The 22,697-nt window shown below is 61.1% G+C and carries 21 protein-coding genes; 7 read left to right on the top strand and 14 right to left on the bottom strand.

Going from position 1 to position 22,697, the window contains the following annotated elements:
• Window positions 1-12 precede the first annotated feature (12 nt).
• The 6 genes from ccmB to yajC all read right to left on the bottom strand — a co-directional run bounded on the left by ccmB (window position 13) and on the right by yajC (window position 4,764).
• Window positions 13-669 carry a heme exporter protein CcmB gene (gene ccmB / locus KUW67_RS06550; RefSeq protein WP_224824497.1) on the bottom strand — a complete coding sequence of 219 codons (657 nt, stop codon included), beginning with the start codon at window positions 667-669 and terminating at the stop codon, window positions 13-15.
• Window positions 666-1,280, bottom strand: coding sequence for a heme ABC exporter ATP-binding protein CcmA (ccmA, locus tag KUW67_RS06545; RefSeq protein WP_224824496.1), 615 nt, complete (start codon window positions 1,278-1,280; stop codon window positions 666-668). Before ccmA ends, ccmB begins: the two co-directional genes overlap by 4 nt.
• 153 nt (window positions 1,281-1,433) lie before the next feature.
• Window positions 1,434-1,787: an Mth938-like domain-containing protein gene (locus KUW67_RS06540; RefSeq protein WP_224824495.1), complete on the bottom strand. Its 354-nt coding sequence runs from the start codon at window positions 1,785-1,787 to the stop codon at window positions 1,434-1,436.
• 23 nt (window positions 1,788-1,810) lie between these two features.
• Window positions 1,811-2,779: a protein translocase subunit SecF gene (gene secF, locus KUW67_RS06535; RefSeq protein ID WP_224824494.1), complete on the bottom strand. Its 969-nt coding sequence runs from the start codon at window positions 2,777-2,779 to the stop codon at window positions 1,811-1,813.
• Window positions 2,780-2,782: 3 nt separating this feature from the next.
• Complete coding sequence (gene secD, locus KUW67_RS06530) at window positions 2,783-4,444, bottom strand: protein translocase subunit SecD (RefSeq protein ID WP_224824493.1); 1,662 nt, start codon at window positions 4,442-4,444, stop codon at window positions 2,783-2,785.
• Between the two features lie 32 nt (window positions 4,445-4,476).
• The gene (yajC, locus tag KUW67_RS06525) at window positions 4,477-4,764 is read right to left on the bottom strand and encodes a preprotein translocase subunit YajC (RefSeq protein ID WP_224824492.1); all 288 of its coding nucleotides are present in this window, start codon (window positions 4,762-4,764) and stop codon (window positions 4,477-4,479) included.
• 168 nt (window positions 4,765-4,932) lie between these two features.
• Here yajC and serS point away from each other — a divergent pair, with 168 nt between their 5' ends.
• Genes serS through KUW67_RS06510 form a run of 3 tightly spaced genes read left to right on the top strand, consistent with a single transcriptional unit; the run spans window position 4,933 to window position 7,798 of the window.
• Window positions 4,933-6,225 (top strand): serine--tRNA ligase, encoded by a 1,293-nt coding sequence (serS, locus tag KUW67_RS06520; protein WP_224824491.1) that lies wholly within the window; start codon window positions 4,933-4,935, stop codon window positions 6,223-6,225.
• Window positions 6,222-7,112 (top strand): glycosyltransferase family 2 protein, encoded by an 891-nt coding sequence (locus KUW67_RS06515; RefSeq protein WP_224824490.1) that lies wholly within the window; start codon window positions 6,222-6,224, stop codon window positions 7,110-7,112. Before serS ends, KUW67_RS06515 begins: the two co-directional genes overlap by 4 nt.
• Window positions 7,109-7,798 carry a hypothetical protein gene (locus KUW67_RS06510; RefSeq protein ID WP_224824489.1) on the top strand — a complete coding sequence of 230 codons (690 nt, stop codon included), beginning with the start codon at window positions 7,109-7,111 and terminating at the stop codon, window positions 7,796-7,798. Before KUW67_RS06515 ends, KUW67_RS06510 begins: the two co-directional genes overlap by 4 nt.
• Before the next feature lie 23 nt (window positions 7,799-7,821).
• Here the strand turns inward: KUW67_RS06510 and der are convergent, their stop codons facing one another.
• From der to KUW67_RS06495, 3 genes are all read right to left on the bottom strand, one after another.
• The gene (der, locus tag KUW67_RS06505) at window positions 7,822-9,279 is read right to left on the bottom strand and encodes a ribosome biogenesis GTPase Der (RefSeq protein ID WP_224824488.1); all 1,458 of its coding nucleotides are present in this window, start codon (window positions 9,277-9,279) and stop codon (window positions 7,822-7,824) included.
• A gap of 67 nt (window positions 9,280-9,346) precedes the next feature.
• Window positions 9,347-10,666 (bottom strand): PQQ-like beta-propeller repeat protein, encoded by a 1,320-nt coding sequence (locus KUW67_RS06500; RefSeq protein ID WP_224824487.1) that lies wholly within the window; start codon window positions 10,664-10,666, stop codon window positions 9,347-9,349.
• Between the two features lie 57 nt (window positions 10,667-10,723).
• Window positions 10,724-11,398, bottom strand: coding sequence for a hypothetical protein (locus KUW67_RS06495; protein WP_224824486.1), 675 nt, complete (start codon window positions 11,396-11,398; stop codon window positions 10,724-10,726).
• A gap of 226 nt (window positions 11,399-11,624) precedes the next feature.
• Between KUW67_RS06495 and KUW67_RS06490 the strand changes: the two genes are divergently transcribed.
• The 3 genes from KUW67_RS06490 (at window position 11,625) to KUW67_RS06480 (ending at window position 16,786) form a co-directional block, all read left to right on the top strand.
• The gene (locus KUW67_RS06490; RefSeq protein WP_224824485.1) at window positions 11,625-12,710 is read left to right on the top strand and encodes an efflux RND transporter periplasmic adaptor subunit; all 1,086 of its coding nucleotides are present in this window, start codon (window positions 11,625-11,627) and stop codon (window positions 12,708-12,710) included.
• Window positions 12,707-16,240: an efflux RND transporter permease subunit gene (locus tag KUW67_RS06485; RefSeq protein WP_224824484.1), complete on the top strand. Its 3,534-nt coding sequence runs from the start codon at window positions 12,707-12,709 to the stop codon at window positions 16,238-16,240. Before KUW67_RS06490 ends, KUW67_RS06485 begins: the two co-directional genes overlap by 4 nt.
• A gap of 90 nt (window positions 16,241-16,330) precedes the next feature.
• Window positions 16,331-16,786 (top strand): DUF302 domain-containing protein, encoded by a 456-nt coding sequence (locus KUW67_RS06480; RefSeq protein ID WP_224824483.1) that lies wholly within the window; start codon window positions 16,331-16,333, stop codon window positions 16,784-16,786.
• Between the two features lie 93 nt (window positions 16,787-16,879).
• Here the strand turns inward: KUW67_RS06480 and KUW67_RS06475 are convergent, their stop codons facing one another.
• Both KUW67_RS06475 and KUW67_RS06470 read right to left on the bottom strand, forming a co-directional pair.
• Entirely contained in the window at window positions 16,880-18,739 is a 1,860-nt protein-coding gene (locus tag KUW67_RS06475; RefSeq protein ID WP_224824482.1) for an ABC transporter ATP-binding protein/permease, read from the bottom strand.
• 24 nt (window positions 18,740-18,763) lie between these two features.
• Window positions 18,764-19,792: a LysM peptidoglycan-binding domain-containing protein gene (locus KUW67_RS06470; protein ID WP_224824481.1), complete on the bottom strand. Its 1,029-nt coding sequence runs from the start codon at window positions 19,790-19,792 to the stop codon at window positions 18,764-18,766.
• Window positions 19,793-19,874: 82 nt separating this feature from the next.
• Here KUW67_RS06470 and KUW67_RS06465 point away from each other — a divergent pair, with 82 nt between their 5' ends.
• A complete protein-coding gene (locus KUW67_RS06465) occupies window positions 19,875-20,432 on the top strand; it encodes a TIGR00730 family Rossman fold protein (protein WP_224824480.1) in 558 nt (185 codons plus the stop codon).
• On the opposite strand, the gene rarD is transcribed toward KUW67_RS06465, so the two are convergent.
• The 3 genes from rarD to KUW67_RS06450 form a co-directional block, all read right to left on the bottom strand.
• Window positions 20,384-21,298: an EamA family transporter RarD gene (gene rarD, locus KUW67_RS06460; protein ID WP_224824479.1), complete on the bottom strand. Its 915-nt coding sequence runs from the start codon at window positions 21,296-21,298 to the stop codon at window positions 20,384-20,386. The two genes, KUW67_RS06465 and rarD, sit on opposite strands and share 49 nt — an antisense overlap.
• A gap of 65 nt (window positions 21,299-21,363) precedes the next feature.
• Window positions 21,364-21,852: a GNAT family N-acetyltransferase gene (locus KUW67_RS06455; RefSeq protein ID WP_224824478.1), complete on the bottom strand. Its 489-nt coding sequence runs from the start codon at window positions 21,850-21,852 to the stop codon at window positions 21,364-21,366.
• 125 nt (window positions 21,853-21,977) lie between these two features.
• Window positions 21,978-22,586 (bottom strand): superoxide dismutase, encoded by a 609-nt coding sequence (locus KUW67_RS06450; RefSeq protein ID WP_224824477.1) that lies wholly within the window; start codon window positions 22,584-22,586, stop codon window positions 21,978-21,980.
• Between the last annotated feature and the right edge of the window lie 111 nt (window positions 22,587-22,697).

Genomic DNA, 22,697 nt, shown 5'->3' with positions numbered 1-22,697 from the left:
AGCGGACACAATTCAGCGAAGATTGACGCGGATTGCCGCAGCCGCGGCAAAAGGCAGAACGGCAAGCGTTCCCAAGGTGATGGCGCCCAGCATGATCAGCGGTGTCGTGGTCGCAAGCCCCTCTGCCCCGCGCCGGATCGTCTCGGCCCCGAAGATCAGCGTGGGTACGTAAAGCGGCAGGACGAGCAGTGACAAGAGCAGCCCACCGCGCTTGATGCCAACGGTGAGGGACGCGCCGAAGGCACCGATGAAGGACAGCGCCGGGGTGCCGATCAGAAGCGACGCGATGAGCCACGGATACGCGTCCTCCGGCAGGCTCAGCAGCAGCCCCAGTACCGGGGCAGCGAGGGTTAGCGGCAGGCCTGTGGTTAACCAATGCGAGATCGCCTTGACCCCCACCAAACCTTCCAGCGGGATCGGCGCAGTGGCCAGCAAATCCAGCGAGCCATCCTCAAAATCCAGCGCAAAGATACGGTCGAGCGACAGCAAGCACGACAGCAGCGCACCCACCCACAGGATACCAGGTGCGATCCGCCCCAGAATGGCGCTGTCGGGACCGACGCCAAAGGGCACAAGCACTGCGATAATCAGAAAGAACGCGAGGCCCAGCCCAAAGCCGCCGCCCGTCCGGATGGCAAGGCGCAAGTCGCGGATCAAAAGCGCGATCATAGGAACGCCTCGTCAAAGCCGTCCTGCGCCGGGGCTTTGGCCTTGAAGGGTGCGAGATCAAGCGTGTCGCTGTCGAGCCCAAGATCAATATGCGTCGCGATCAGTGCACTGCCCCCCGCCGCACAATGGGCGCGCACGGCGGCCGCGAACATCGCAACAGCAGCGGTGTCGAGCGAAACGGTCGGCTCATCCAGCACCCAAAGCGGACGCCCCGTGACCAGCAGTCGCGCAAGGCCAAGCCGGCGCTTTTGCCCAGCAGAGAGGTTTTGTGCAGGGCGGTCGATCAAGGGTTGCAGCTCAAAAGCCGCGAGCGCTGGCGCGATATCGGACGTCCCATAGACCTGCGCCCAAAAAACAAGGTTTTCCCGCACAGTAAGCGTTGCTTTCAGCCCATCCGCATGGGCGGCATAGGCGACGGCTTCTGGGTCCAGTGACACCTCGCCAGACAACGCCGGTTGCAAGCCCGCGATGGTGCGCAGAAGGGTTGTCTTGCCGATGCCATTGGGACCGCGCAGCAGCAGCACGTGGCCTGCGGCCAGCGTGAAGCTGACCCCTTCGAGGATCGGCACACCGCCACGGATGACGCCAAGATCAAGCACCTGCAATTCCATAGGAAATCTCTAGCGGGTCTGCGCGCCAAGGCAAAGCGGCGTCTTACGGCAGACCCCAGTAAAAGGTATTTTTGGACAAAAGAAGCGGGCCGCGCGCATTTGAATCAAATCCGCTGCGCCTTCTTTTGTCTTCAAATACCTAAGATCAAACGCTCAGACCGGGAGGACCGCTAGAGCGATGCGCCGCCCTTCGGAGAGCAGCACATTATACGTCCGACAGGCAGAGGGGGAGTTCATCACCTCGACCCCGATCCCCGCCTCTTCAAGGCAATTGCGCAGATCGGCGGGGATATGTGCAATCTCAGCGCCCGTCCCGATAAAAAGCACGTCGATTTCGTCCTTGGCGGCCAAGATCGGCGCAGTATCGGTATAGCCATTCCAGGCCTGCTGACCCGCTGGCAGAACCAGTAATGCACCGTCATGCACCTCCCCGCCGATGCGGAAAAAGCCGGGGCCGTAACCCTCGACGGGCTTGGCGTTGGGATATGAAACCTCGTTCAGGCGCATGAATCAAACCTAAGCGTGCGGGCTTAAGGATCAACCGCACCGAACTGGTTTCCGGAGGTGTTGTCGGGCTTGGACCAGTCGCGTTTGACACCCAGAACCAGCAGGATCGCAGAGGCCACGAAGACCGACGAATAGGTGCCGACGATCACGCCCCAGATCATCGCGAAGACGAAACCGCGGATCACGTCGCCGCCCAGAACGAAAAGCGAGATCAGCGCCAACAGTGTCGTGACCGAGGTCATCACCGTCCGGCTCAACGTCTCGTTGATCGACAGGTTCAGCACCTCTTTCAGATCGCGTTTCTTGTACTTGCGCAGGTTCTCGCGGACACGGTCAAAGACAACCACGGTATCGTTCAGCGAGTAGCCCACGATGGTCAGGAGCGCGGCGATAATGGCGAGATCGAAGCGAATCTGAAGCTCTGAAAAGATGCCGATGGTCAGCACAACGTCATGCACGAGGGCTGCCACGGCGCCCAAGGCGAACTGCCATTCAAAGCGCAGCCAGATATAGACCAGCACCGCTGCGATGGCCAGGACGACAGCAATGATCGCGGTCTGGATCAGCTCGCCCGAGACCTTGGGGCCGACGGATTCCACCGATGGGAAGGTCATCTGCGGGTCCAACGCCAGCAGTGCCTCTTCCACCCGCTGGATGGTCTCGTTCGTCACGGCCTCTTCGCCATCTTGCGCCTGAATGCGCACCATGGCGACGTTTTCGTCGGGCCCAAAGGACGGATCGAACACTTCGGTGATTGAGACATCGCCCAGCTCCAACGCCTCCATCGCGGCGCGGTACTCCGCGACGACGACGGGCTGCGGTGATTCTGTGCGGATCGTTGTGCCGCCGCGGAAGTCGATGCCGTAGTTGAGGCCCTGAATGACGAAGCTGACCAGCGCCAGCACCATCAAGAAGCCCGAGATGCCAAGCGTCAGCTTGGCCTTGGAAAAGAAATCCCAGCTTGTTTCCTTGGGGACCAGTCGCAACCGCATGGCCTATACCTCGATCTGTTTGGGGCGGCGGCGTTCGAACCACATCACGATAATCAGACGCGTCACGAAGATCGCGGTGAAGACGGATGTGATGATGCCAAGGCCAAGCGTGATTGCAAATCCGCGCACGGGACCAGAGCCCATGACGAACAGGATCACAGCCGTGATGAATGTGGTGATGTTGGCGTCGATAATCGCGCTCAGCGCTTTCTCGTAGCCCAGTTCGATCGCGCGCGCCGGGCCTTTTGCGGTCTTGAGCTCTTCGCGTATCCGTTCAAACACCAGCACATTGGCGTCGACCGCCATACCGATCGTCAGAACGATACCTGCTATGCCGGGCAAGGTGAGCGTCGCACCAATGAGCGACAGCAGCCCGAAGATCAGCGCCACGTTCACGATCAGCGCGATATTGGCGATCAAGCCGAAGAAGCCGTAACTAAGCCCCATGAAGACGAGGACAGCGGCAAAAGCCACGATGCAGGCGATGCGGCCCGCGTCGATGCTGTCTTGGCCCAGCTCCGGGCCGATGGTGCGTTCTTCCAAGAACTCCAGCGGCGCGGGCAAGGCCCCTGCCCTGAGAAGCACGGCCAATGAGGTGCTTTCCTCAAGGCTGAAATTGCCGGTGATGATGCCGGACCCACCCGGGATCGCTTCGTTGATGCGCGGGGCCGAGATGACTTCGTCGTCCAGCACAATCGCGAAGAGTGCGCCGACATTTTCAGCCGTATATTGCCCGAACTTGCGTGCGCCTGCGGGGTTGAACCGGAAGCCAACGGCAGGTGCGCCGTTTTGGTCAAACTCGGGCTGCGCATCCACAAGCTCTTCGCCGGTGACGACCGCATTACGCTCCAGAATGTAGTAAAGCCCCTCCTCGTCCAATGACTGGGCGAGTTCATTACCAATGCCCGGCACTTCATTGCTGTCAGAAGTCACACGCACGACAGGCTGAAAGGACAACTGCGCGGTTGTGCCGATAATATCTTTCAGCTCTTGAGCCGATCCGATGCCCGGCACCTGAATCAGGATACGGTCAGAGCCTTGGCGCTGGATCGTCGGTTCACGCGTGCCAGCCTCATCCACACGGCGGCGGATAATCTCAAGCGACTGTTGCAGCGTGCGCTCATCCGTAGCGATGCGTTCTTCTTCGGACAAGGTAACGACAAGCTGATTGCCCTCGGCACGCACCTCGATATCGGTCGCGCCGACCCCGGTCAGGGTCACGATTGGCCGCGCAATGGCCCGCACAACCTCAAGCGCGCGCGCCATGCCAGCAGGCTCCCCAATCGCCACGCGCAGCTCGTCCGGGGCGCCATCTTGCAGGCGGATCGCACCAACCGTGGCGCGTTCCTGACGCAATGCATCGCGCACTTCCGGCCACAGGCCTTCCATCCGCTGGGCGTAAACCGCATCCGTCTCGACCTCGGCCAGCAGATGCGCACCGCCACGCAGGTCGAGACCCAAATTCACCAGCGAGGATGGCATCCATGTGGGCCACTGCGCCACTTGGGCCTGTAACTCGGGGCTGTCAAAACCCAGTTCCATCTCGGCGACGGCATCATTGTGCTGCTCGACCCGCGTGTAGAACCCGTTCGGCACCGCCAAGAGCAGACCCACGGCAACGAAAAACCAGATCGTGAGGCGCTTCCAGCCTTCGATTTGCAGCATGACCGGCCCCCTCAGGCGGTTAATTCAAGAAATCAGGACTTGGCCGGTTCTGTCTTCGACAAGACCTGCGCCACGGTCGACTGGACCACGCGCACCTTCACACCATCGGCCAGTTCGACCTCAAGCTCGTTGTCTTCCTTGACCTTGATGACCTTGCCGATCAACCCGCCTTGCGTAACGATCTGGTCCCCGCGGCGCAGAGCGGCAACCATCGCCTGATGCTCTTTGACTTTTTTCTGCTGCGGACGGATCAGCAGGAAATACATGATCGCAAAAATCAGGATCAGGGGGATAAATTGGGCGAATGCGTTGCCTTCCATCAGGACCTCTTTTTCGTGTTGTCGGGCCGCGCCCGTGAAAGTCGGCGCACCCTAGCGGCGGGCCTTGCGACTTGCAATGGACCCTCGCGCGTTATTTCGCGGTTCAAAACCCCGCGGCACTAGGGCATATGGGGGCCAGACAGGTGACATCAACCAAGGACAAGTCCCATGCATGATATTCGTGCCATCCGCGAAAACCCCGCTGCCTTCGATGCGGCGATCTCTCGGGTTGGGGCTGAGTCGGTGTCTGCCGAGATTTTGGCGCTGGATGAGGCGCGCCGGGCCAAGATTCTGGCAGCGGAGACAGCGCAGGCCGAGCAAAACAAGGCCTCTAAGGAAGTTGGCGCCGCCAAGGGCCGGGGCGATGAAGTCGAATTTGAGCGTCTGCGCGCGCTGGTGGCCGAGAAAAAGGCCGAGATTGCGCGCCTGAATGACGAGGCCAAGGCCGAAGACGCCAAGCTGACCGATCTGCTGATGGGGCTGCCTAATCTGCCCTTTGACGAGGTGCCGGACGGCGAAGACGAAGATGACAATGTCGAGATCAAGCGCTGGGGCACCCCGCGCAGCTTTGATTTCAAACCGGTCGAGCATTACGAGCTGCCCGCCGTCCAATCCGGCATGGATTTCGAGACCGCCGCGAAACTCTCTGGCTCGCGCTTTGTGGTGCTGTCTGGGTCCGTTGCCCGCCTGCACCGCGCGCTGGCCCAATTCATGATCGACACCCATGTCGATGAACACGGACTGACGGAAACCAACGCACCCGTGCTGGTGCGCGAGGAGATGATGTATGGCACCGGACAATTGCCCAAGTTCGGCGAGGACAGCTACCTGACCCGCGAAGGCTGGTGGCTGATCCCCACCTCCGAGGTTTCGCTGACCAATCTGGTAAACGGCGCGGTGATCGAGGAAAGCTATCTACCCCGCCGCTACACCGCCCATTCGCTGTGCTTTCGCTCTGAGGCTGGCAGCGCGGGGCGTGACACGTCCGGCATGCTGCGTCAGCACCAGTTCGAAAAGGTCGAGATGGTCAGCGTGACTCACCCCGATCACTCGCTTGAGGAACACGCCCGCATGACCGGCTGCGCCGAAGCGATTCTGGAAAAGCTGGGTCTGCCCTACCGCACGATTGTGCTGTGCACCGGCGATATGGGCTTTAGTGCGCGCAAGACCCACGATATCGAGGTCTGGCTGCCCGGTCAGGACACCTACCGCGAGATCAGCTCCGTCTCGGTCTGTGGCGACTTTCAGGCCCGCCGCATGAACGCACGTTTCAAACCGACAGAGGGCGGCAAACCGCAGTTTGTGCACACGCTCAACGGCTCTGGCCTTGCTGTGGGGCGCTGCCTGATCGCAGTGCTGGAGAACGGCCAGCAAGAGGACGGCTCGGTCGCCCTGCCCGACGTTCTTGCCCCGTATCTGGGCGGCAAGACGACGATCACAGCGGATGGAGCGCTTGCGTGAGCCAACGCTCCGACCGGCGCAACGAACTTGCCAAACTGCGCGAAAAAGGCGCGGCTTGGCAGGCGAAGAACCCCTGTTTGCCGCCTTCAGACGCGCCCGAGGTGATCTTTGCCACCCCGCTTATCTCGAAGAATCGCGCCTTTGATTGGGAGGTGATCTGCCAGAACCTCGCAGCCACCGTGGGCGGCCTGCGCAACCAGACCAGCGCGCGCTGGCGCATGGTGATTTGCGGACAGGACCAGCCAGACGGTATCGCATTCGACGATCATGTGCAGTTTCTGGCCTATCAGACGCCAGACACCGAAACCGACAAAACCGCGCTGACCTTCGACAAATGGCACAAGATACGCGCCATGACCAAGCATCTGAGCCAGACCGAAACCGGCGACGGTTACCTGTTTCAACTTGATGCCGATGACATTCTGCACCCCGATCTGGTGGCCTACATCACGTCTGACAATAATGGTCAGGGCTACTACATCACCCGTGGCTACATGGTCGATATGGACAGCAAGCGCATGGGCTATCTAGGGCCGCGCAGCCTACGCTGGCCCTTTGCCAAACCCTTCAACCGCGAATGCGGCTCTTGCGTCGCCGCCCGGTTCGATTTCCGCCAAGGTCCCCTCTTTGCCGAGCCGCTGAACGCGCGGGGAAAGCATAAGGACATGCACGAAAACCTCGCCGCCTATGGCTTTGCGCTTGAGCCGATCCCATTTCCCGCAGGCCTTTATATCGTCAATCATGGCGAGAACATCCGCGAGCGCCGTGGCAAGATGGACGCCAAGATCAGCTATCTGCGCCGCAACCCCTTGTCGGCCACGCGGAACCGTGAAGTTATTGGGGCGTTCTCACTCGACAGTCTTTTCGCAAGTAAGTTTTCACTATGATCAAAGCCCTCTTCCTGCTTCTCGCCGCTCTGGCTTTTGCGGCGGCGCCGTTCTTTTCACCGTTCGACGGGTTTGACCCCAACCTCTATCCCGTCCCGCAAGAGGACCCGCCCGTGCAGCCCGCGGGTTACGCCTTCGCGATCTGGGGACCGATCTATATCGGGCTCATCCTTCATGCAGGGTTCGGACTTTTGAAGCGCAAAGACGACCCGGCCTGGGACGCTGTGCGCCTGCCGCTTATCATCTCGCTTGTGATCGGCGCACCGTGGTTGATGGTGGCCAGCCAGAACCCGCCTGCCGCCACGGCAATGATCTGGGCGATGCTGCTTGCGGCCCTTTGGGCGTTCTTCAAGACAACCAATCGCCAGGACCGCTGGGTCTTGCAGACCCCTGTCGCAGTCTATGCAGGCTGGCTGAGCGCTGCGAGCTTTGTGTCGGTCGGCTTGATGCTCGCAGGCTACGGCATAGTGGCCGAGGAGACCGCCGCCCTGATCGCGCTGGCCCTTGCCATCGTCTTTGCCTTCATCATCCAGGACCGCACCCACCGCGCGCCGGAATATGGCGCGACGGTCGTTTGGGCGCTGGTGGCCGTGATGGTCGCAAATTGGGGCGGCAGCACCCCCATTCTCGCGCTTTGCGGGGCGGGCATCATCGCGCTGGTCTTCAGCTGGGGCCGCTCAAGCTAAAGCCAAAGCGCGCGCATGGCGCTCTACTCGTCCGCGCGCCCCTTGCCCAGATGCTTGCGCAGCCGCGACGGCGTGGACTTCTTCTTGTCCTTGTAGGGGTTCTTGTCCGCCTGAGAGCGCATGGTCAGCCGGATCGGCGTCCCCGGCATATCAAAGTCGTCCCGCAACCCGTTGATAAGATAGCGTGAATAGCTTTCCGGCAGCTTCTCAGGCAGCGAACACATCACCACAAACCCCGGAGGGCGCGTCTTCACTTGCGTGGCATAGCGCAGCTTGATGCGGCGTCCGCCCGGCGCGGGGGGCGGGTGCGCCTCGACCATGTCCGACAACCAACGGTTCAGTTGAGACGTCGTCACCCGACGGTTCCAGACCTCATGTGCGCGCAGGATCGCGGCCTCTAGCCGGTCCAAACCCTTGCCGGTCTTGGCCGAAACCGTCACCAGCGGCGCGCCCCGCAGCTGCGGCAGCAAGCGTTCAAATTTCTCGCGCAGATCGCGCAGTTTGGCCTGCTTTTCCGGCTCCAGATCCCATTTGTTGATCGCGACCACCACCGCGCGGCCTTCGCGCTCGGCAAGGTCCGCGATGCGCAAATCCTGCTGCTCAAACGGGATATCCGCATCCAGCAGAACGACCACAACTTCGGCAAATTTCACCGCGCGGAGCCCGTCCGAGACCGAAAGCTTCTCCAGCTTTTCCTGAACCTTGGCGCGTTTGCGCATGCCTGCGGTGTCGAAAATGCGCACGGGCGTATCGCCCCATTGCGCCATCACAGAAATCGCGTCACGCGTGATCCCGGCCTCCGGCCCGGTCAGCAAGCGATCCTCCCCGATGATCTTGTTAATCAACGTGGATTTGCCCGCATTCGGGCGGCCAATCACGGCCACCTGCAGAGGCTTTTCCTTGGTCAGTTTGCGCGGGCCATCCTCGTCGCCATCCTCAACCTCGACATCGACCTCGGGCGCATCTGCAGCCGCCTTCTCGGCGAAGACGTCCGCGAGGGGCATGAGCGCTGCATAGAGGTCTTCCAACCCTTCGCCATGCTCTGCCGAAATGCGCAGCGGGTCGCCCAGACCCAAACCGTAGGCCTCCAAAACACCCGCTTCGGCGGCCCGGCCTTCCGCCTTGTTGGCGGCCAAAAACACATGCTCGGAGCGTTTGCGCAAAATCTCGGCAAAAACCTCGTCTGCGGGCAAGACCCCTGCCCGCGCATCAATCATGAACAGGCATACATCAGCCATGTCCACCGCGCGCTCGGTCAGGCGGCGCATCCGGCCTTGCAGTGACGCATCCGTCGCCTCTTCCAGACCGGCGGTATCAATCACCGTGAAGCGCAGATCGCCCAGTCGCGCCTCGCCTTCGCGCAAATCGCGCGTCACACCGGGCTGGTCATCCACCAGCGCCAGACGCTTGCCCACCAGACGGTTGAACAGCGTGGATTTACCAACATTGGGACGGCCGACAATGGCCAGCGTGAACGACATTTTCCGCTCTCCGACAGGATCAAGCCCGCCGCTTACAGCATCAAAGCGTCAACGGAAAGCGCCGAAATTACCGGTACGCGTGCAGCGTGCCGCGCCCGGAGACCACGTAGAGTGTCCCATTGACCACAACCGGGTTGGTCGTCGCCCCGCCCGGAATATCCACGGTCGAGATCAGCGCACCGCTGACCGGATCAAAGCTGCGGATCAGACCGTCGCTGGAGGCCACGATCAAACGACCGCCTGCCAAAACGGGGCCGTAATGGGCAAAGACCGCTTTCTTGCGGCGCGGACGTTCTTTCTTGAAATAGGGCAGATCGACCGACCAGACCTCGGCACCTGTTGCCGCCTCAAGACGCACCAGCTTGCCTTCATCCGAGGCAAGGAAAACCGCATTATCCGAGGGCCACACCGGGCTATAGGCGCCTTCCTTGGCGGTCCAGATACGCTCGCCCGAGCCTGCATTCAGCGCCACGATGCGGCCTGACTGGTTGGCGGCGTAAATCACGTCGCCGTCAATGACCGGATCGCCCGTGATATCGGTGACCGTGGTGTAAGCCCGCCCCTGACGCGCGCCGGAGACCGACGAATTCCAAACCTGCACGCCGCCTTTGCGGAACGCGCCGACCAGCTCACCCGAGCCGAAGGCGAAGACGGCCAGCTTGTCGCCCACAACGGGGCCAGCGCCGCCGACCATGTTCGACGGGCTCGGCGTGCCGGTGACCGACCATTCGATGCGGCCGGTGTCGGCGTTGATCGCCCAGCCTTGGCTGTCGCGCGAAATCACGTAGACCAGACCGTCACTGACGGTAGGCGCACCTGTCGTGGCGCCGTCCAGTTCCTGCACCCATTTCTCGGCACCGGTGGCGACGTCAAGCGCGCTCAACTCGCCAAAGCCGGTGGTGACAAAAACCGTGTCCCCTGCCACAGCCAAACCGCCACCCGACGCATCGGAGGAGCGATCCATAGGCGGTGTCAGATCCCGCGACCAAATTTGTTCACCAGAGGTGGAGGTCGCGCTGACCGTCGCCTGACTGTCCAGCGCAAAGATGCGACCCGCACTCACGACCGGGTCGGCGGTGATGCGGTGCTTCCGGCTGTCGCCCGAGCCAATATTGGACGACCAGACCGAGGCCAGCGTGCGCGACAACGCCGGATGCTGGATGCGGTGCGACGCGGTGCCATTGCGGTGGGTCCATTCGGCATGGTTCACCTGCGCGGGGAGCGTGATGTCGGTCGAGACATCCACAACCTCTTCGACAACAGCGTCTTCGGGATCCAGTGGCGCGCGCAAATCAAGGCGCTCCCCTTCCAGAATAACCTCGCGGTTGCCGCAGGCGGCCAACAGGGCAATCGCCCCCAAAAGACAAATCCGGCGTGCATGCGTCACTGCGAAACCCTCATTCCTGTCAATCCGGGGCGTGGCGTGGCCTTGCCCGGCATCCTTTTATTCGCCTTCTGCAGCTGGATCATCAGCTGCATCGCCTGACCCTTGCGGTGCCAGACCCAAGGCCAGTTTCAACTGCCCGACGCGCAGGCGCAAGCCCGCACTTGTCTCGGCGTCACTCTCGATCGCGTCCAGACGGGCCGCAGCGGCATCCAGATCGCCCGTTTCGATGTCGATAAGCGCAAGTTGCTCTTCTGCGAGAAGCCGCAACGGATTGCCCGGCGCGGTCAATTGCGTCAGTCGCGTGCGCTTGTCATCGGCACTTAGCGTCTCGGCGCGCAACATCACCGATTTGAGCGTTGCCACATCGCGGTAGATCGCCGGCGCGTCTTGATTAACGGCAAGCAGATCAAGCTGTGCGGCAGCTTCTTCCAGCTTGCCTTCTTCTTCAAGAGCGGCAGCCGCCAGCATCAGCGCGGGCACCGAGCCATCCGTCGCGACAGAGGCCAGCGCCTCCCCCGGTTCGGGCTGTTCCAAAGCAGCCAGCAAAGCATCGCCGCGCGCCTGTGCCTCGGCGCGCTCAGATGCTTTGCGAAATTCGTTGAAGGCAGCCCCCCCCACGACCAGCACCACAAGCGCTGCGGCAATCCAGCCATAACGGCGCAACAGGTTGAAAAGACGGTCCCGACGGACCTCTTCGCTGACCTCTTCAATAAAGCTGTCGGTATCGCTCACAAACGGCCTCCCACCGGCATTTTGCCCCTCTTACCGTGACTTCCGCACGATTGCCAAGGCGGATGTGCCGTGACGCACAGGTGATTTCTTGCGAGAGGTAGATAAATTTTTTAATCTGAACTGGTTAGTTTACCGCAAAGTCGCTATGTAAGTGAAACTCACATCGCGACTTGCGGCGTGGTTTACGCCACGTTCCAACACTGCAGAAAGATAAACGAGACATTCGATGCGACTCATTTCACTTCTCACCGCAATTCTGGTGACAGCCAGCCTTTACATGGTCGTGTTCGAACGCGATGCGCTTTTGGCCTTTGCTGCCGTCACCGAAGATGAAGAAGCCCAAAGCGAAACCATTGAGGACAGCGCCGAACGCGTGTCGGTCGTCGCCATGCGCTCGGTCGCGCAGGAAATCGACAGCGCCGTGCTGGTGCGCGGCCGCACCGAAGCCGCGCGTCAGGTCGATGTGCGCGCTGAAACCTCGGGCCTTGTGATCTCGGACCCGCTGCGCAAAGGCGCTTATGTCGAAGCGGGTCAGCTTTTGTGCCAGCTTGATCCCGGCACCCGGGACGCAATGTTGAGCGAAGCAGAGGCCCGCCTGGCCGAAGCGCAAATCAACAACACCGCAGCCGCCCGTCTGGCAGAAGGCGGTTTCGCGTCTGAAACCCGCGCCGTCGGCGCTCAAGCCACGCTGCAATCGGCAGAGGCCTCGGTGCAAGCGGCCAAGAAAGAGCTGGAGCGGCTCAATATCACAGCCCCCTTCGCCGGTCTGCTGGAAAGCGACGCGGCAGAGCTGGGCTCGCTGCTGCAACCCGGCGGACATTGCGCGACGATCATTCAGCTGAACCCGATCAAACTGGTGGGCTTTGTGCCTGAAACCGAGGTCAACCGTGTCACTGTCGGTGCCACGGCGGGTGCCACGCTGGCCACGGGCGAGCAGGTGCAAGGCCGCGTGACGTTCCTGTCACGCTCTGCCGATGACACAACCCGCACCTTCCGCGTGGAAATCGAGGTGCCAAACGGCGATCTGACAATCCGCGACGGTCAAACCGCCGAGATCGTGATCGCGTCAGACGGCGCGCAGGCGCATCTGATCCCTGGTTCCGCGCTGACCTTGTCGGATGAAGGCACAATCGGCGTGCGCGTGGTCGAGGACGGCGCTGCACAGTTTCGCCCCATCGTCTATCTGCGCGACACGATTGATGGGGTCTGGATCGGCGGCCTTGAAGAAGAGGCCGAGATTATCACCATCGGACAGGAGTTCGTGATTGATGGCGTGCCGGTCGATGTAACCTATCAAGAGGCCAACCAATGATCGGTGTCGTCGCATGGGCCGCCAACCGCGCGCGGATGGTCATGGCGTTTATCGTCTTGTCGATTCTGGTCGGCGGTTTCGCCTATGTCGGCCTGCCCAAGGAGGGCGAGCCTGACATCGAGATCCCGGCCCTGTTCGTATCGGTGGCATTCCCCGGCATCTCGGCGGAAGACGCCGAAACGCTTTTGGTCAAACCGATGGAGACGGAGCTGTCCGATCTGGACGGTCTGAAAACCATGTCCGGGACGGCGGCTGAAAACTATGCCGGTGTCGCGCTGGAATTCGAATTCGGCTGGGACAAGACCGCAATCATGGCCGATGTCCGTGACGCCATGCAAAAGGCAGCAGCCGATTTCCCTACCGGGGCCGAGCAATATTCTATCAACGAGATCAACTTCTCCGAATTTCCGATCATCATCGTGAACCTGACCGGCGATGTGCCTGAACGCACTTTGGTGCGTATTGCAAAAGACCTGCAGGATCGTCTTGAAGGGCTGGAGCCGGTTTTGGAAGCCGGGCTTGCAGGTCAGCGCGACGAAATGGTCGAGGTCGTGATCGACCCGCTGCGGCTTGAAGCCTACAACATCACCGCGGGCGAGTTGATCAACGTTGTAACAAACAACAACCAGTTGATCGCCGCCGGTGAGGTCGAAACCGCCAGCGGCGCGTTTGCTGTGAAAATCCCCTCCTCGTTCGATGATACGCCGGACATTTACGCCCTGCCCGTCAAGACCGAAGGCGACCGGGTCATCACGTTGGGCGATCTGGCCGATATAAACCTGACCTTCGAGGATCGCGAAGGCACCGCGCGCTTTAACGGCGTCAACACGGTCGCTTTGCAGGTCGTGAAGCGCAAGGGTTTTAACCTGATCGACACCGCAGAACTCGTAAAGGCGCAAGTCGCCGCTGAACAGGAAAGCTGGCCGCCCGAGCTGCAAAGCGCCATTCAGGTTGGCACCTCCAACGATATGTCGCGGCAGGTTGCTTCGATGGTCAGCCAATTGGAAGGCTCCGTTTTGACCGCCATCGCGCTGGTGATGATCGTCGTGCTTGCGTCGCTCGGCTCGCGCTCGGCGCTGCTGGTGGGCTTTGCAATCCCGACCTCGTTCCTGCTGTGTTTCGCGTTCCTCGCCGTGATGGGCGTGTCGATCTCGAACATCGTGATGTTCGGCCTGATCCTTGCCGTGGGGATGCTGGTCGACGGGGCCATCGTGGTTGTCGAGTATGCCGACCGGCGTATCAGGGAAGGCTCTGGCCCGATGGCGGCCTATGTCGAGGCTGCGCAACGCATGTTCTGGCCTGTTGTCAGCTCCACCGCGACGACGCTCTGCGCGTTTCTGCCCATGCTTTTCTGGCCCGGCGTTCCGGGCGAGTTCATGGGCATGCTACCCGTCACCCTGATCTTTGTGCTGTCGGCCTCACTGGTCGTGGCGCTGATCTATCTACCCGTCATGGGCGGCGTAACCGGTCGCATCTCCCGCAATATCGAGCGCACCTCGAACGTGCTGCGCGGCTATCCGTGGATTGCTCGCGCCGCCTTGCTGATCCCTGCCCTTGGCCTGGTGTTCATCGGCGCGATGAAGCTGCTGAACCCTGCCTATCTCTTTGGCCCAAACGCGGGCGCCTTGGGCACGATTGTGGGCGTCGTGATGTTCCTTGTCGGCGCGCTGAGCCTGTCCGTTGTCATGGGAGCAGTCGAACGACGCCGCGCCCCGCGCAAGATCAAAGCGGGTCACAAACGCACCCCGTTTGGCCGCTTCATCAAGGTCATCGCGGGCAACCCGATCATGCCGATCCTCTCCATCGGTCTTATCGCGGCCTTCGTCGTGACAATCTTCATAACCTTCACCCAAAACAATAACGGGGTGGAGTTCTTTGTGGAATCCGAGCCCGAACAGGCCATCGCCTATGTCCGCGCCCGCGGAAACCTGTCGCTTGACGAAAAGGACGCGCTTCTGCGGCAAGCCGAAGACATCGTCGAAGCGCATCCCGGTGTCGTCAACACCTTCGCCTTCGCAGGTCAGGGCGGGCTGAACACCGACGCCTCCGGTGCCGCGATCCCGCGTGACACGGTCGGCCAAATCCAGTTCGAGACGATCCCGTGGGAAGACCGCGCCGATGATCCGTCACTGGACGGCAATGTGGTGATTGACGAGCTGGCCATTCAACTGGCCACGATCCCCGGAATCGAAACCGAAATCTCGGAACTGGCGCAAGGCCCTGCATCCGGCAAACCTGTGCATCTGCGTCTGAAAGGCGACAGCCTTGAAACCCTCGAAGAGGCCGCCCGTATCGCGCGCACACGCTTCGAGGCAACAGAAGGCCTGACCCTGATCGAAGACACCCTGCCCTTGCCCGGCATCGACTGGCAGATCGACGTCGATGTCGAGAAAGCAGGCCGCTACGGGGCGGACGTGGTCACTGTCGGTGCCATGGTGCAATTGGTCACACGCGGCATTCTGCTGGACACGATGCGGGTCGACAGCTCGGACGAGGAAATCGACATCCGTGTGCGTTTGCCAGAAGATGACCGTGTTCTCTCGACCCTTGATAACCTCAAGGTGCGCACGTCGGACGGGCTTGTGCCGCTGTCCAACTTCATAACCCGCAAGCCGGTCGCCAAACTGGCACAGATCGACCGGGTCGATCAGCAGCGTTACTACGATGTGAAAGCCGATGTGCTTCCGGGTCTGGTCAATGAAGACGGCGCACCGATCAATGCAAACGAGCGGATCGGCGTGCTAAGCGAATGGCTCAACAGTGGTGATGCCCTGCCCCAAGGGGTCAGCTTTGAATGGACTGGCGACCAGGAAGAACAGGAAGAAAGCGGTCAATTCCTGATGAGCGCCTTTGCTGGCGCACTGGGTCTGATGTTCATCATCCTGCTGGCGCAGTTCAACAGCTTTTATAACGCCGTTCTGGTGCTGCTGGCGGTGGTCCTGTCAACGACAGGCGTGCTGATCGGGATGCTGGTCATGAATCAACCGTTCTCGATCATCATGACCGGCACAGGGATCGTCGCGCTGGCCGGGATCGTGGTAAACAACAACATTGTTCTGATCGACACCTATCAGGAATATTCCCGCTACATGCCCCGGATCGAGGCCATCGTGCGCACTGCCGAAGCGCGTATCCGCCCGGTCTTGCTGACGACGATCACGACCATGGCAGGCCTCGCGCCGATGATGTTTGGTCTCAGCCTTGATTTCATAGGCGGCGGTTATTCCATCGACAGCCCGACAGCGCTATGGTGGAAACAGCTTGCCACCGCTGTGGTCTTCGGTCTGGGTATCGCGACTGTGCTGACACTGGTCTTCACCCCGTCGATGCTGGCCCTGCGGGTCTGGGTGAGCACCTATGCGCAATGGCTGGCGCAGCTATTGGCAAAGATGTCGATGGGCAAATCCAGCCGCGCGGCACAGGACTGGGCCCTGTCGCGCGAAACCGCCCGCGTCAAAGCACCCGAGATCATCTGGGACGACCCGGAGACCTCCACACCATCCCTCGCACCGCTCAAAGCGGCAGAGTAACGCGCAACATACGGGCGTCACGCGCTTGTGACGCCCGTTTATGGATTGCCTCGGCCATAGTGGCCTCCTGACATATCAGGAGAGACTTTCATGCCCTTGCGTTCCACCCTTTGCACCCTTGCCCTATGCATCGCGGCCCCCGCTGCCTTTGCCGCAGACCTGATCAGCAAACCCAGCCCACATTCCGTTGCGGTCACCATCGACCGTCTGGAAGCTGCTGTCGGCAACGCAGGCGCAACTGTCTTTGCCCGCGTCGATCACGCGAAAGGCGCTGAAAGCGTCGGGTCCGAGCTGGCCCCTGCGCAGATGCTGATGTTCGGCAACCCCAAGCTGGGAACGCCCGCGATGCAGGCCGCGATCACTGCCGGGCTTGATCTGCCCCTGCGCGTGCTGGCCTATGAGGACGCGGACGGACAGGTGCAGGTCACCTATCACGACCCCGCATCTCTGGCAGAAACCCACGGCGTTCCTGCAGATGCCGAGGTTCTCAAAATGATGACAGGTGCTTTGGGCAAGCTCACGGATGCCGCTGTCGCTGCCGAGTAGCCTTGCGATTGAGGCGAGCGACCCGCCCGCCTTCGGCGAGAGTATTTAGACAAAGATGAAACAGGGCGGGGCCGCGTTAACCTTAATGAGGTGTTACGCGGCCTCTTCGCGGAGTTGGCGCGCCCACATGCGGGCATAGCGCCCGTCCTGGGCCAGAAGGGCGATATGCGTCCCCTCTTCGACCACCTGGCCGTCTTCCAGAACATAGATGCGATCCGCGCCCACAACGGTGGAGAGCCGGTGCGCAATGACCAGCACCGAGCGGCCTTCGCTCATCCGGTCCAGCGCATCCTGAATATCCCGCTCCGTCTCGGAATCGAGCGCCGAGGTTGCCTCGTCCAGCAGGATGATCGGAGGGTCTTTCAGCAGCGTGCGCGCGATGCCGACACGTTGTTTTTCGCCCCCTGACAACTTCAAACCGCGCTCGCCCACGCGGGTTTCAAACTTGTCCGGCAGGCCCATGACGAAGTCGTAAATCTGCGCAGAGCGCGCGGCGGCTTCGATCTGCTCTGGCCCCGCCTCAGGGTTTCCGTAGGCGATATTGTATCCAATCGTGTCGTTAAAGAGCACCGTATCCTGCGGCACCACGCCGATCTGTTCCTGCAGGCTTTGCAACGTCACATCCCGCACATCCTGTCCGTCGATCACCAACGCGCCCCCCGTCACATCGTAGAACCGAAACAGGAGCCGCCCGATGGTCGATTTGCCCGCCCCCGACGGGCCGACAAGGGCGACGGTTTCCCCGGCCGCCACATGGATATCGACGCCTTTCAGGATCGGGCGATTGGCGTCGTAGTGAAAATGCGCGTCTTTCAGCGTGACCTCTCCGCGCGTGACATCCAGCGCGGCGGCACCCGGTTTCTCGCTCACCTCTGTTGGGCGGTCGAGAAGGCCGAACATCTCGTCCATATCGACCAGCGATTGACGGAGTTGGCGGTAAATACCACCAAGAAAATTGAGCGGACCGATCACCTGTAGCATGTAGGCGTTGACCATCACGAAATCGCCAACCGTCAACGTGCCGCGTTCCACGCCCACAGCTGCCAGAACCATGACGCCGACCAGCCCCGCGGTGATCAAAAACGCCTGCCCGAAGTTCAGCGCGGCCATCGAATAGGTGACCCGAAGCGAGCTGCTTTGAAACGTGCGCAACGCCGCCTCATAGCGCGCTTCCTCGCGGCCCGAGGCGGCGAAATATTTGACCGTCTCGAAATTGAAGAGGCTGTCCATCGCCTTTTGATTCATATCCTTGTCGCGGTCATTCATCTCGCGGCGCAGGCCCACGCGCCATTCGCTGACGATGAAGGTGAACGCGACATATACCACGATCGTGACCGCCACGATGGCCACGAAACGTACATCAAAGACGCCCAGTAACACCCCGCAAATCAAAAGTAATTCCAGGATCAGGGGGCCGGTGGAGAAGAGCGCCACACTCAGCACCGTCTGAATGCCCGCCACACCCCGGTCGATAATCCGGGCCAGCGCGCCGGTCTGGCGCGACAGGTGATAGCGCAACGAAAGACGGTGGATATGGGCAAACACCTCCAACGCGATGCGGCGCGAGGCGCGTTCGGTGACGGGTGCAAAAATCACAAGGCGCAACTGCTGAAACCCGGTCGAGACAAGGCGCGTGGCCCCATAGGCCAGCGTCAGCCCAACCGCACCCAAGGTCAGCAAGGCGGTGGGGCTTTCGACCTCCCCGCTCAACGTGTCGACGGCCAGCTTGAAGAAATACGGCGTGGCGACTGCGATCAGCTTCGACAACACCAGAACGCCGATGGCCAGCACCACGCGGACCCGCATCGCAGGCGCATTCCTGGGCCACAGATAAGGCGCCACACGCACAAGGATCGGCCACGCACCGGCGCGGCTGCCATCATGGGGGGTGTCGTCCGAACGGGACGTGTCGAGATTGCGCAAAGCTGGCTCCGAAACTGGCTGGCCAGACATCCTAAGGCGTGGGATTGGGGAAGACTAGTCCGGAATGGTAAAGACCTGACCGGGATAGATCAGGTCGGGATCACGGATACGGTCACGGTTGGCCTCAAAGACCCGCACATAAAGCGTGCCGTCCCCATACCGTTCGTCCGCGATAGCCCACAGCGTGGCACCGGGCTGCACGGTCTTCACGGCCAGATCGACACCCGGAGCCGCCTCAATCTCGGACGCGACAGTGGCGCGGTCTTCGCGCCGAAACGGCGTCTCCACGCGCGAGGCCACGCGACCCTCGGCATCCAGCTCGTCCACCCGCAAGGTGTAAACGCCCGTGTCGACTTGCGGCAACGCCGTCCGCCATTGGCCATCCGGGTCAACAGGTGTGGTCAGCACTGGCGCGTCATCCAGATAGATGCGCACAAAATCGGTGCTGGCCCGGCCGCCCAATGACACTTCGCCCGACGGCGCATAGGTGATCGTGTCGAGCGCGACCGCATCCACAACCTCTGGCGGCACATCCGCGCTCAGACCCGGTTGAACCACCTCCACCCCCTCGGCATCCGCTTTAAGAACGGTTTGCGGTGCGGGTTCTGCAGCCTCTGCCGTCTCGGCAGGGCGCGGTGCCAAAAGCACCTCTTCGGACGAAAGCAGACGCTCTGCACCCTCCCCGCTGGACAGGGACAGCGCTTGCGGGTCCGTGCTTGGGTCCAACTGCTGCAACGTCGCGAAACGGCCAGCGGCATCCACGGTGGCTTGCGCGATCATTTCGCCATTGAGCAGAATATCAACGGTTTCGCCCGGCACGCCCTGCCCCGCGATCACCATCGCCCCCGACGGCTCGACCCGCACAACGTCAAAGCGCGGCGCGCTGGTCTCTGCAGGCTCAAGAGCAGCATCCGGCGCATCCTCAGACGTCAGCACAGCCACGGCGTCAGGCGCAATCACGGGCGCAGGCGATGCGACCTCAGGCTCTGGGCGCAAGACAACAGCCGCCACGACAGCCGCGATCACGATCGCGCCGCCACCAAGCCAAAGCCCTGTCTGCGAATGTCCCGTTTGTGCTGCCACGCGCGCCCTCCCCGGTCGCTTTGCTTGCCGGACTGTAGCCCCTCCGCTATCAGGGGTCAAAACCAACGATCGAAAGCCCTCCATGACCGTCACGTCCCCATCCGTCTGCGTCTTCTGCGGCTCTCGTAAAGGCACCAATCCCGCCTACCTCAAAGCGGCCCGCGATATGGGTCAGATGCTGGCCGCCAATCGTTGGCGTTTGGTTTACGGCGCAGGCGATGTGGGGCTGATGGGCGAAGTGGCAAATGCCACCCAAGCTGCGGGCGGCGAAACCTTCGGCGTCATCCCCCAACACCTGCTCAGCTGGGAGGTCGGCAAACGCGACCTGACCCAGTTCATCGTCACCGAGAACATGCATGAGCGCAAAAAGGTCATGTACATGAATTCCGACGCGATTGTGGTGCTGCCGGGCGGCGCCGGCTCGCTCGACGAGTATTTCGAGGTCGTTACATGGCGCCAACTTGGCCTGCATAACAAACCTATTCTTCTTTTAAATACAGAGGGCTACTGGGATAAGCTCACCGGGCTTGTGGACCACGTTATTGACGAAGGCTTTGCCGATCCCAGCTTTCGCGACTTCACCCGCGTCTGTCAAACCACAGCCGAGGCCGAGACCGCCTTGCGTGCGGCCCTCTCCTGACGCAACGCCGCGACCGAATAGATCGCCAGCGCCGTCCAGATCAAGGGAAACGCGATAGCGTGCGCCCGGGTGAAGGGCTCGGCAAAAACGACAACAGCGCAGAAAAACTGCAAGCTGGGATTCAGGTATTGGATCACCCCGATGCTCGCCAAAGCCACGCGCCGCGCCGCATAGCTGAAGAGGATCAACGGCCCCCCGGTCAACACGCCTGACAACATCAAGATACCGCTGTCAAAAAGACTGCTGCCGAAAACCGCACCCGGACGGCCCTCGTCAAAAAGGCCCAAATGCAGACCTCCAAGCCAAAGCAAGGCAATCGGGGCGAGCAAAAGCACTTCACAGGTGACCGACACAACCGGCCCCATATCAAGCCGCTTCTTCAGCACGCCGTAGAACCCGAAAGTCACCGCCAGAACAAGCGAGATCCACGGCACCGCCCCCACACCCACACTCAGAACGACAACGGCTACGCTGGCCAGCGCCACCGCAAGCCCCTGCCAAAGCCGCAACCGCTCGCGAAATATCACGATGCCCAACACGACTGCGACCAAAGGGAAAATGTAGTATCCCAGCGACGCCTCTACCGTGCGTCCAACCTGCACCGAAAAGATGAACACGAACCAATTGACTGAGACCAGCAAGGCGGCCAGCAAGACCATCCTCCAGCGCTGCACAGCTTCCCCCAATGCGCCAAGCCGTCCTTGCAACACCAAAACACAGGCAAAAAACATAAGCGACCAAAGCGTGCGATGGGCCAACACCTCGCCGGGCGGCACATGCGCGATCAGCTTGTAATAAAGCGGCGACAAGCCCCAGACAACGCAGGCAACGATCATCGCTGCCACCCCTTTGCCTGCCTCGCTCATCTGCATTCGCCCTTTCGCTCAGGCGCGACGCTATCCCGGTTGGGCGCGCATGAAAAGCCGTTCAATCAGGCCGACAAAAGCTGTTTCTCAAACCGGATAACCGGCAGTTCGAAGACGCCCTCCGAGGTCTCCAGCGCTTCAACGATTTGTCCGACAGACCGCCATCCGGCCTTTCTATAAAAGGTAATCGCACGCTCATTGTCAGGGACACAGGCCAACCACGCAACCTGCGTGCCAGCCGCCGACAGCCGCGCCTCTGCATCAGTCAGCAAAGCACTGGCAACGCCCTTTCCATAGAAAGCCCGCGCCACAAAAAGCTGGTACATCTCTGGCGCGCGACAGATGCATAGCCCCGCCACCTGCCCGTCCATCACTGCGATCCGCATCTGTTCGCGATGCGTCCGCACCCGCGCGAGAAAGCTCTCAAAGCTCAGCAACGCCACCAGCGCCTCAGGCACAATTCCATGATGGCCGTCATGCCACGCCCGATGCCAAACAGCCGCAACCTCATGGTCCTGCCCGGCCCTTGGCCGAACGATCTCGGATCGCGCCATCTCACACCTGTCTTCTTCTGTTTAAAAATACCTCATACCACCCCCAGACAAAAACGCGACGCCCGGTCAAAGGCGTCGCGTCGAAAACTCGTTTATCTGAAATGCGCGGTAGCGCACCTTTGAAATCAGGCGTTGGACAGGCGCTCGGCCACGTTTTCCCAGTTCACCAGATTATCAAGGAAGTTGGTCAGGTAAGCGGGGCGCTTGTTGCGGAAGTCAATGTAGTAGGAATGCTCCCACACATCGCAGCCCAGCAAAGCGGTCTGATCGAAACAGACCGGGTTCACGCCGTTCTCGGTCTTGGTGACTTTCAGCGTGCCGTCTGTGTCGACAACCAACCACGCCCAGCCCGACCCGAACTGACCCGCACCCGCTGCAGAAAACTGCGACTTGAACTCGTCGACAGAGCCAAACGCATCCACGATGCGGCTTTCCAGCTCACCGGGCATGGCCGAGCTGTTTGGCCCCATCATCTCCCAGAACTGGTTGTGGTTCCAAAGCTGGCTGATGTTGTTGAAAATACCGCTCTGCGCAACGGCATTCGCATCATAGGTGCCCTTGATGATCTCTTCCATCGACTTGTCCGCCCACTCGGTGCCGTCGATCAACTTGTTACCGTTATCGACATAAGCCTTGTGGTGCAGGTCGTGGTGATACTCCAGCGTCTCGGCCGACATGCCTTTGGCGGCAAGAGCGTCGTGGGCATAGGGAAGATCGGGAAGTTCGAAAGCCATGAATGGGCCCCTCTGTTAGCAAGCATTTCAAGTGTCACATGACATGCGACGGTATGCCGTAAATGTCGTGCCACATCGACAAACGTCAAGCCCCGGCGGGTCGTTCCACAG

This window comes from Cognatishimia sp. MH4019, from assembly GCF_020177595.1.
GTDB lineage: Bacteria > Pseudomonadota > Alphaproteobacteria > Rhodobacterales > Rhodobacteraceae > JAHTBL01.
The sequence above is the reverse complement of the archived record's forward strand: the minus strand, read 5'-3'. Positions and strand labels throughout refer to the sequence as shown.

Bases quoted from the DNA above. Each gene is read 5' to 3' on its own strand.
- ccmB (WP_224824497.1), bottom strand. From the start codon at position 669: ATGATCGCGCTTTTGATCCGCGACTTGCGCCTTGCCATCCGGACGGGC.
- ccmA (WP_224824496.1), bottom strand. From the start codon at position 1,280: ATGGAATTGCAGGTGCTTGATCTTGGCGTCATCCGTGGCGGTGTGCCG.
- KUW67_RS06540 (WP_224824495.1), bottom strand. From the start codon at position 1,787: ATGCGCCTGAACGAGGTTTCATATCCCAACGCCAAGCCCGTCGAGGGT.
- secF (WP_224824494.1), bottom strand. From the start codon at position 2,779: ATGCGGTTGCGACTGGTCCCCAAGGAAACAAGCTGGGATTTCTTTTCC.
- secD (WP_224824493.1), bottom strand. From the start codon at position 4,444: ATGCTGCAAATCGAAGGCTGGAAGCGCCTCACGATCTGGTTTTTCGTT.
- yajC (WP_224824492.1), bottom strand. From the start codon at position 4,764: ATGGAAGGCAACGCATTCGCCCAATTTATCCCCCTGATCCTGATTTTT.
- serS (WP_224824491.1), top strand. From the start codon at position 4,933: ATGCATGATATTCGTGCCATCCGCGAAAACCCCGCTGCCTTCGATGCG.
- KUW67_RS06510 (WP_224824489.1), top strand. From the start codon at position 7,109: ATGATCAAAGCCCTCTTCCTGCTTCTCGCCGCTCTGGCTTTTGCGGCG.
- der (WP_224824488.1), bottom strand. From the start codon at position 9,279: ATGTCGTTCACGCTGGCCATTGTCGGCCGTCCCAATGTTGGTAAATCC.
- KUW67_RS06490 (WP_224824485.1), top strand. From the start codon at position 11,625: ATGCGACTCATTTCACTTCTCACCGCAATTCTGGTGACAGCCAGCCTT.
- KUW67_RS06485 (WP_224824484.1), top strand. From the start codon at position 12,707: ATGATCGGTGTCGTCGCATGGGCCGCCAACCGCGCGCGGATGGTCATG.
- KUW67_RS06480 (WP_224824483.1), top strand. From the start codon at position 16,331: ATGCCCTTGCGTTCCACCCTTTGCACCCTTGCCCTATGCATCGCGGCC.
- KUW67_RS06475 (WP_224824482.1), bottom strand. From the start codon at position 18,739: ATGTCTGGCCAGCCAGTTTCGGAGCCAGCTTTGCGCAATCTCGACACG.
- KUW67_RS06465 (WP_224824480.1), top strand. From the start codon at position 19,875: ATGACCGTCACGTCCCCATCCGTCTGCGTCTTCTGCGGCTCTCGTAAA.
- rarD (WP_224824479.1), bottom strand. From the start codon at position 21,298: ATGAGCGAGGCAGGCAAAGGGGTGGCAGCGATGATCGTTGCCTGCGTT.
- KUW67_RS06455 (WP_224824478.1), bottom strand. From the start codon at position 21,852: ATGGCGCGATCCGAGATCGTTCGGCCAAGGGCCGGGCAGGACCATGAG.
- KUW67_RS06450 (WP_224824477.1), bottom strand. From the start codon at position 22,586: ATGGCTTTCGAACTTCCCGATCTTCCCTATGCCCACGACGCTCTTGCC.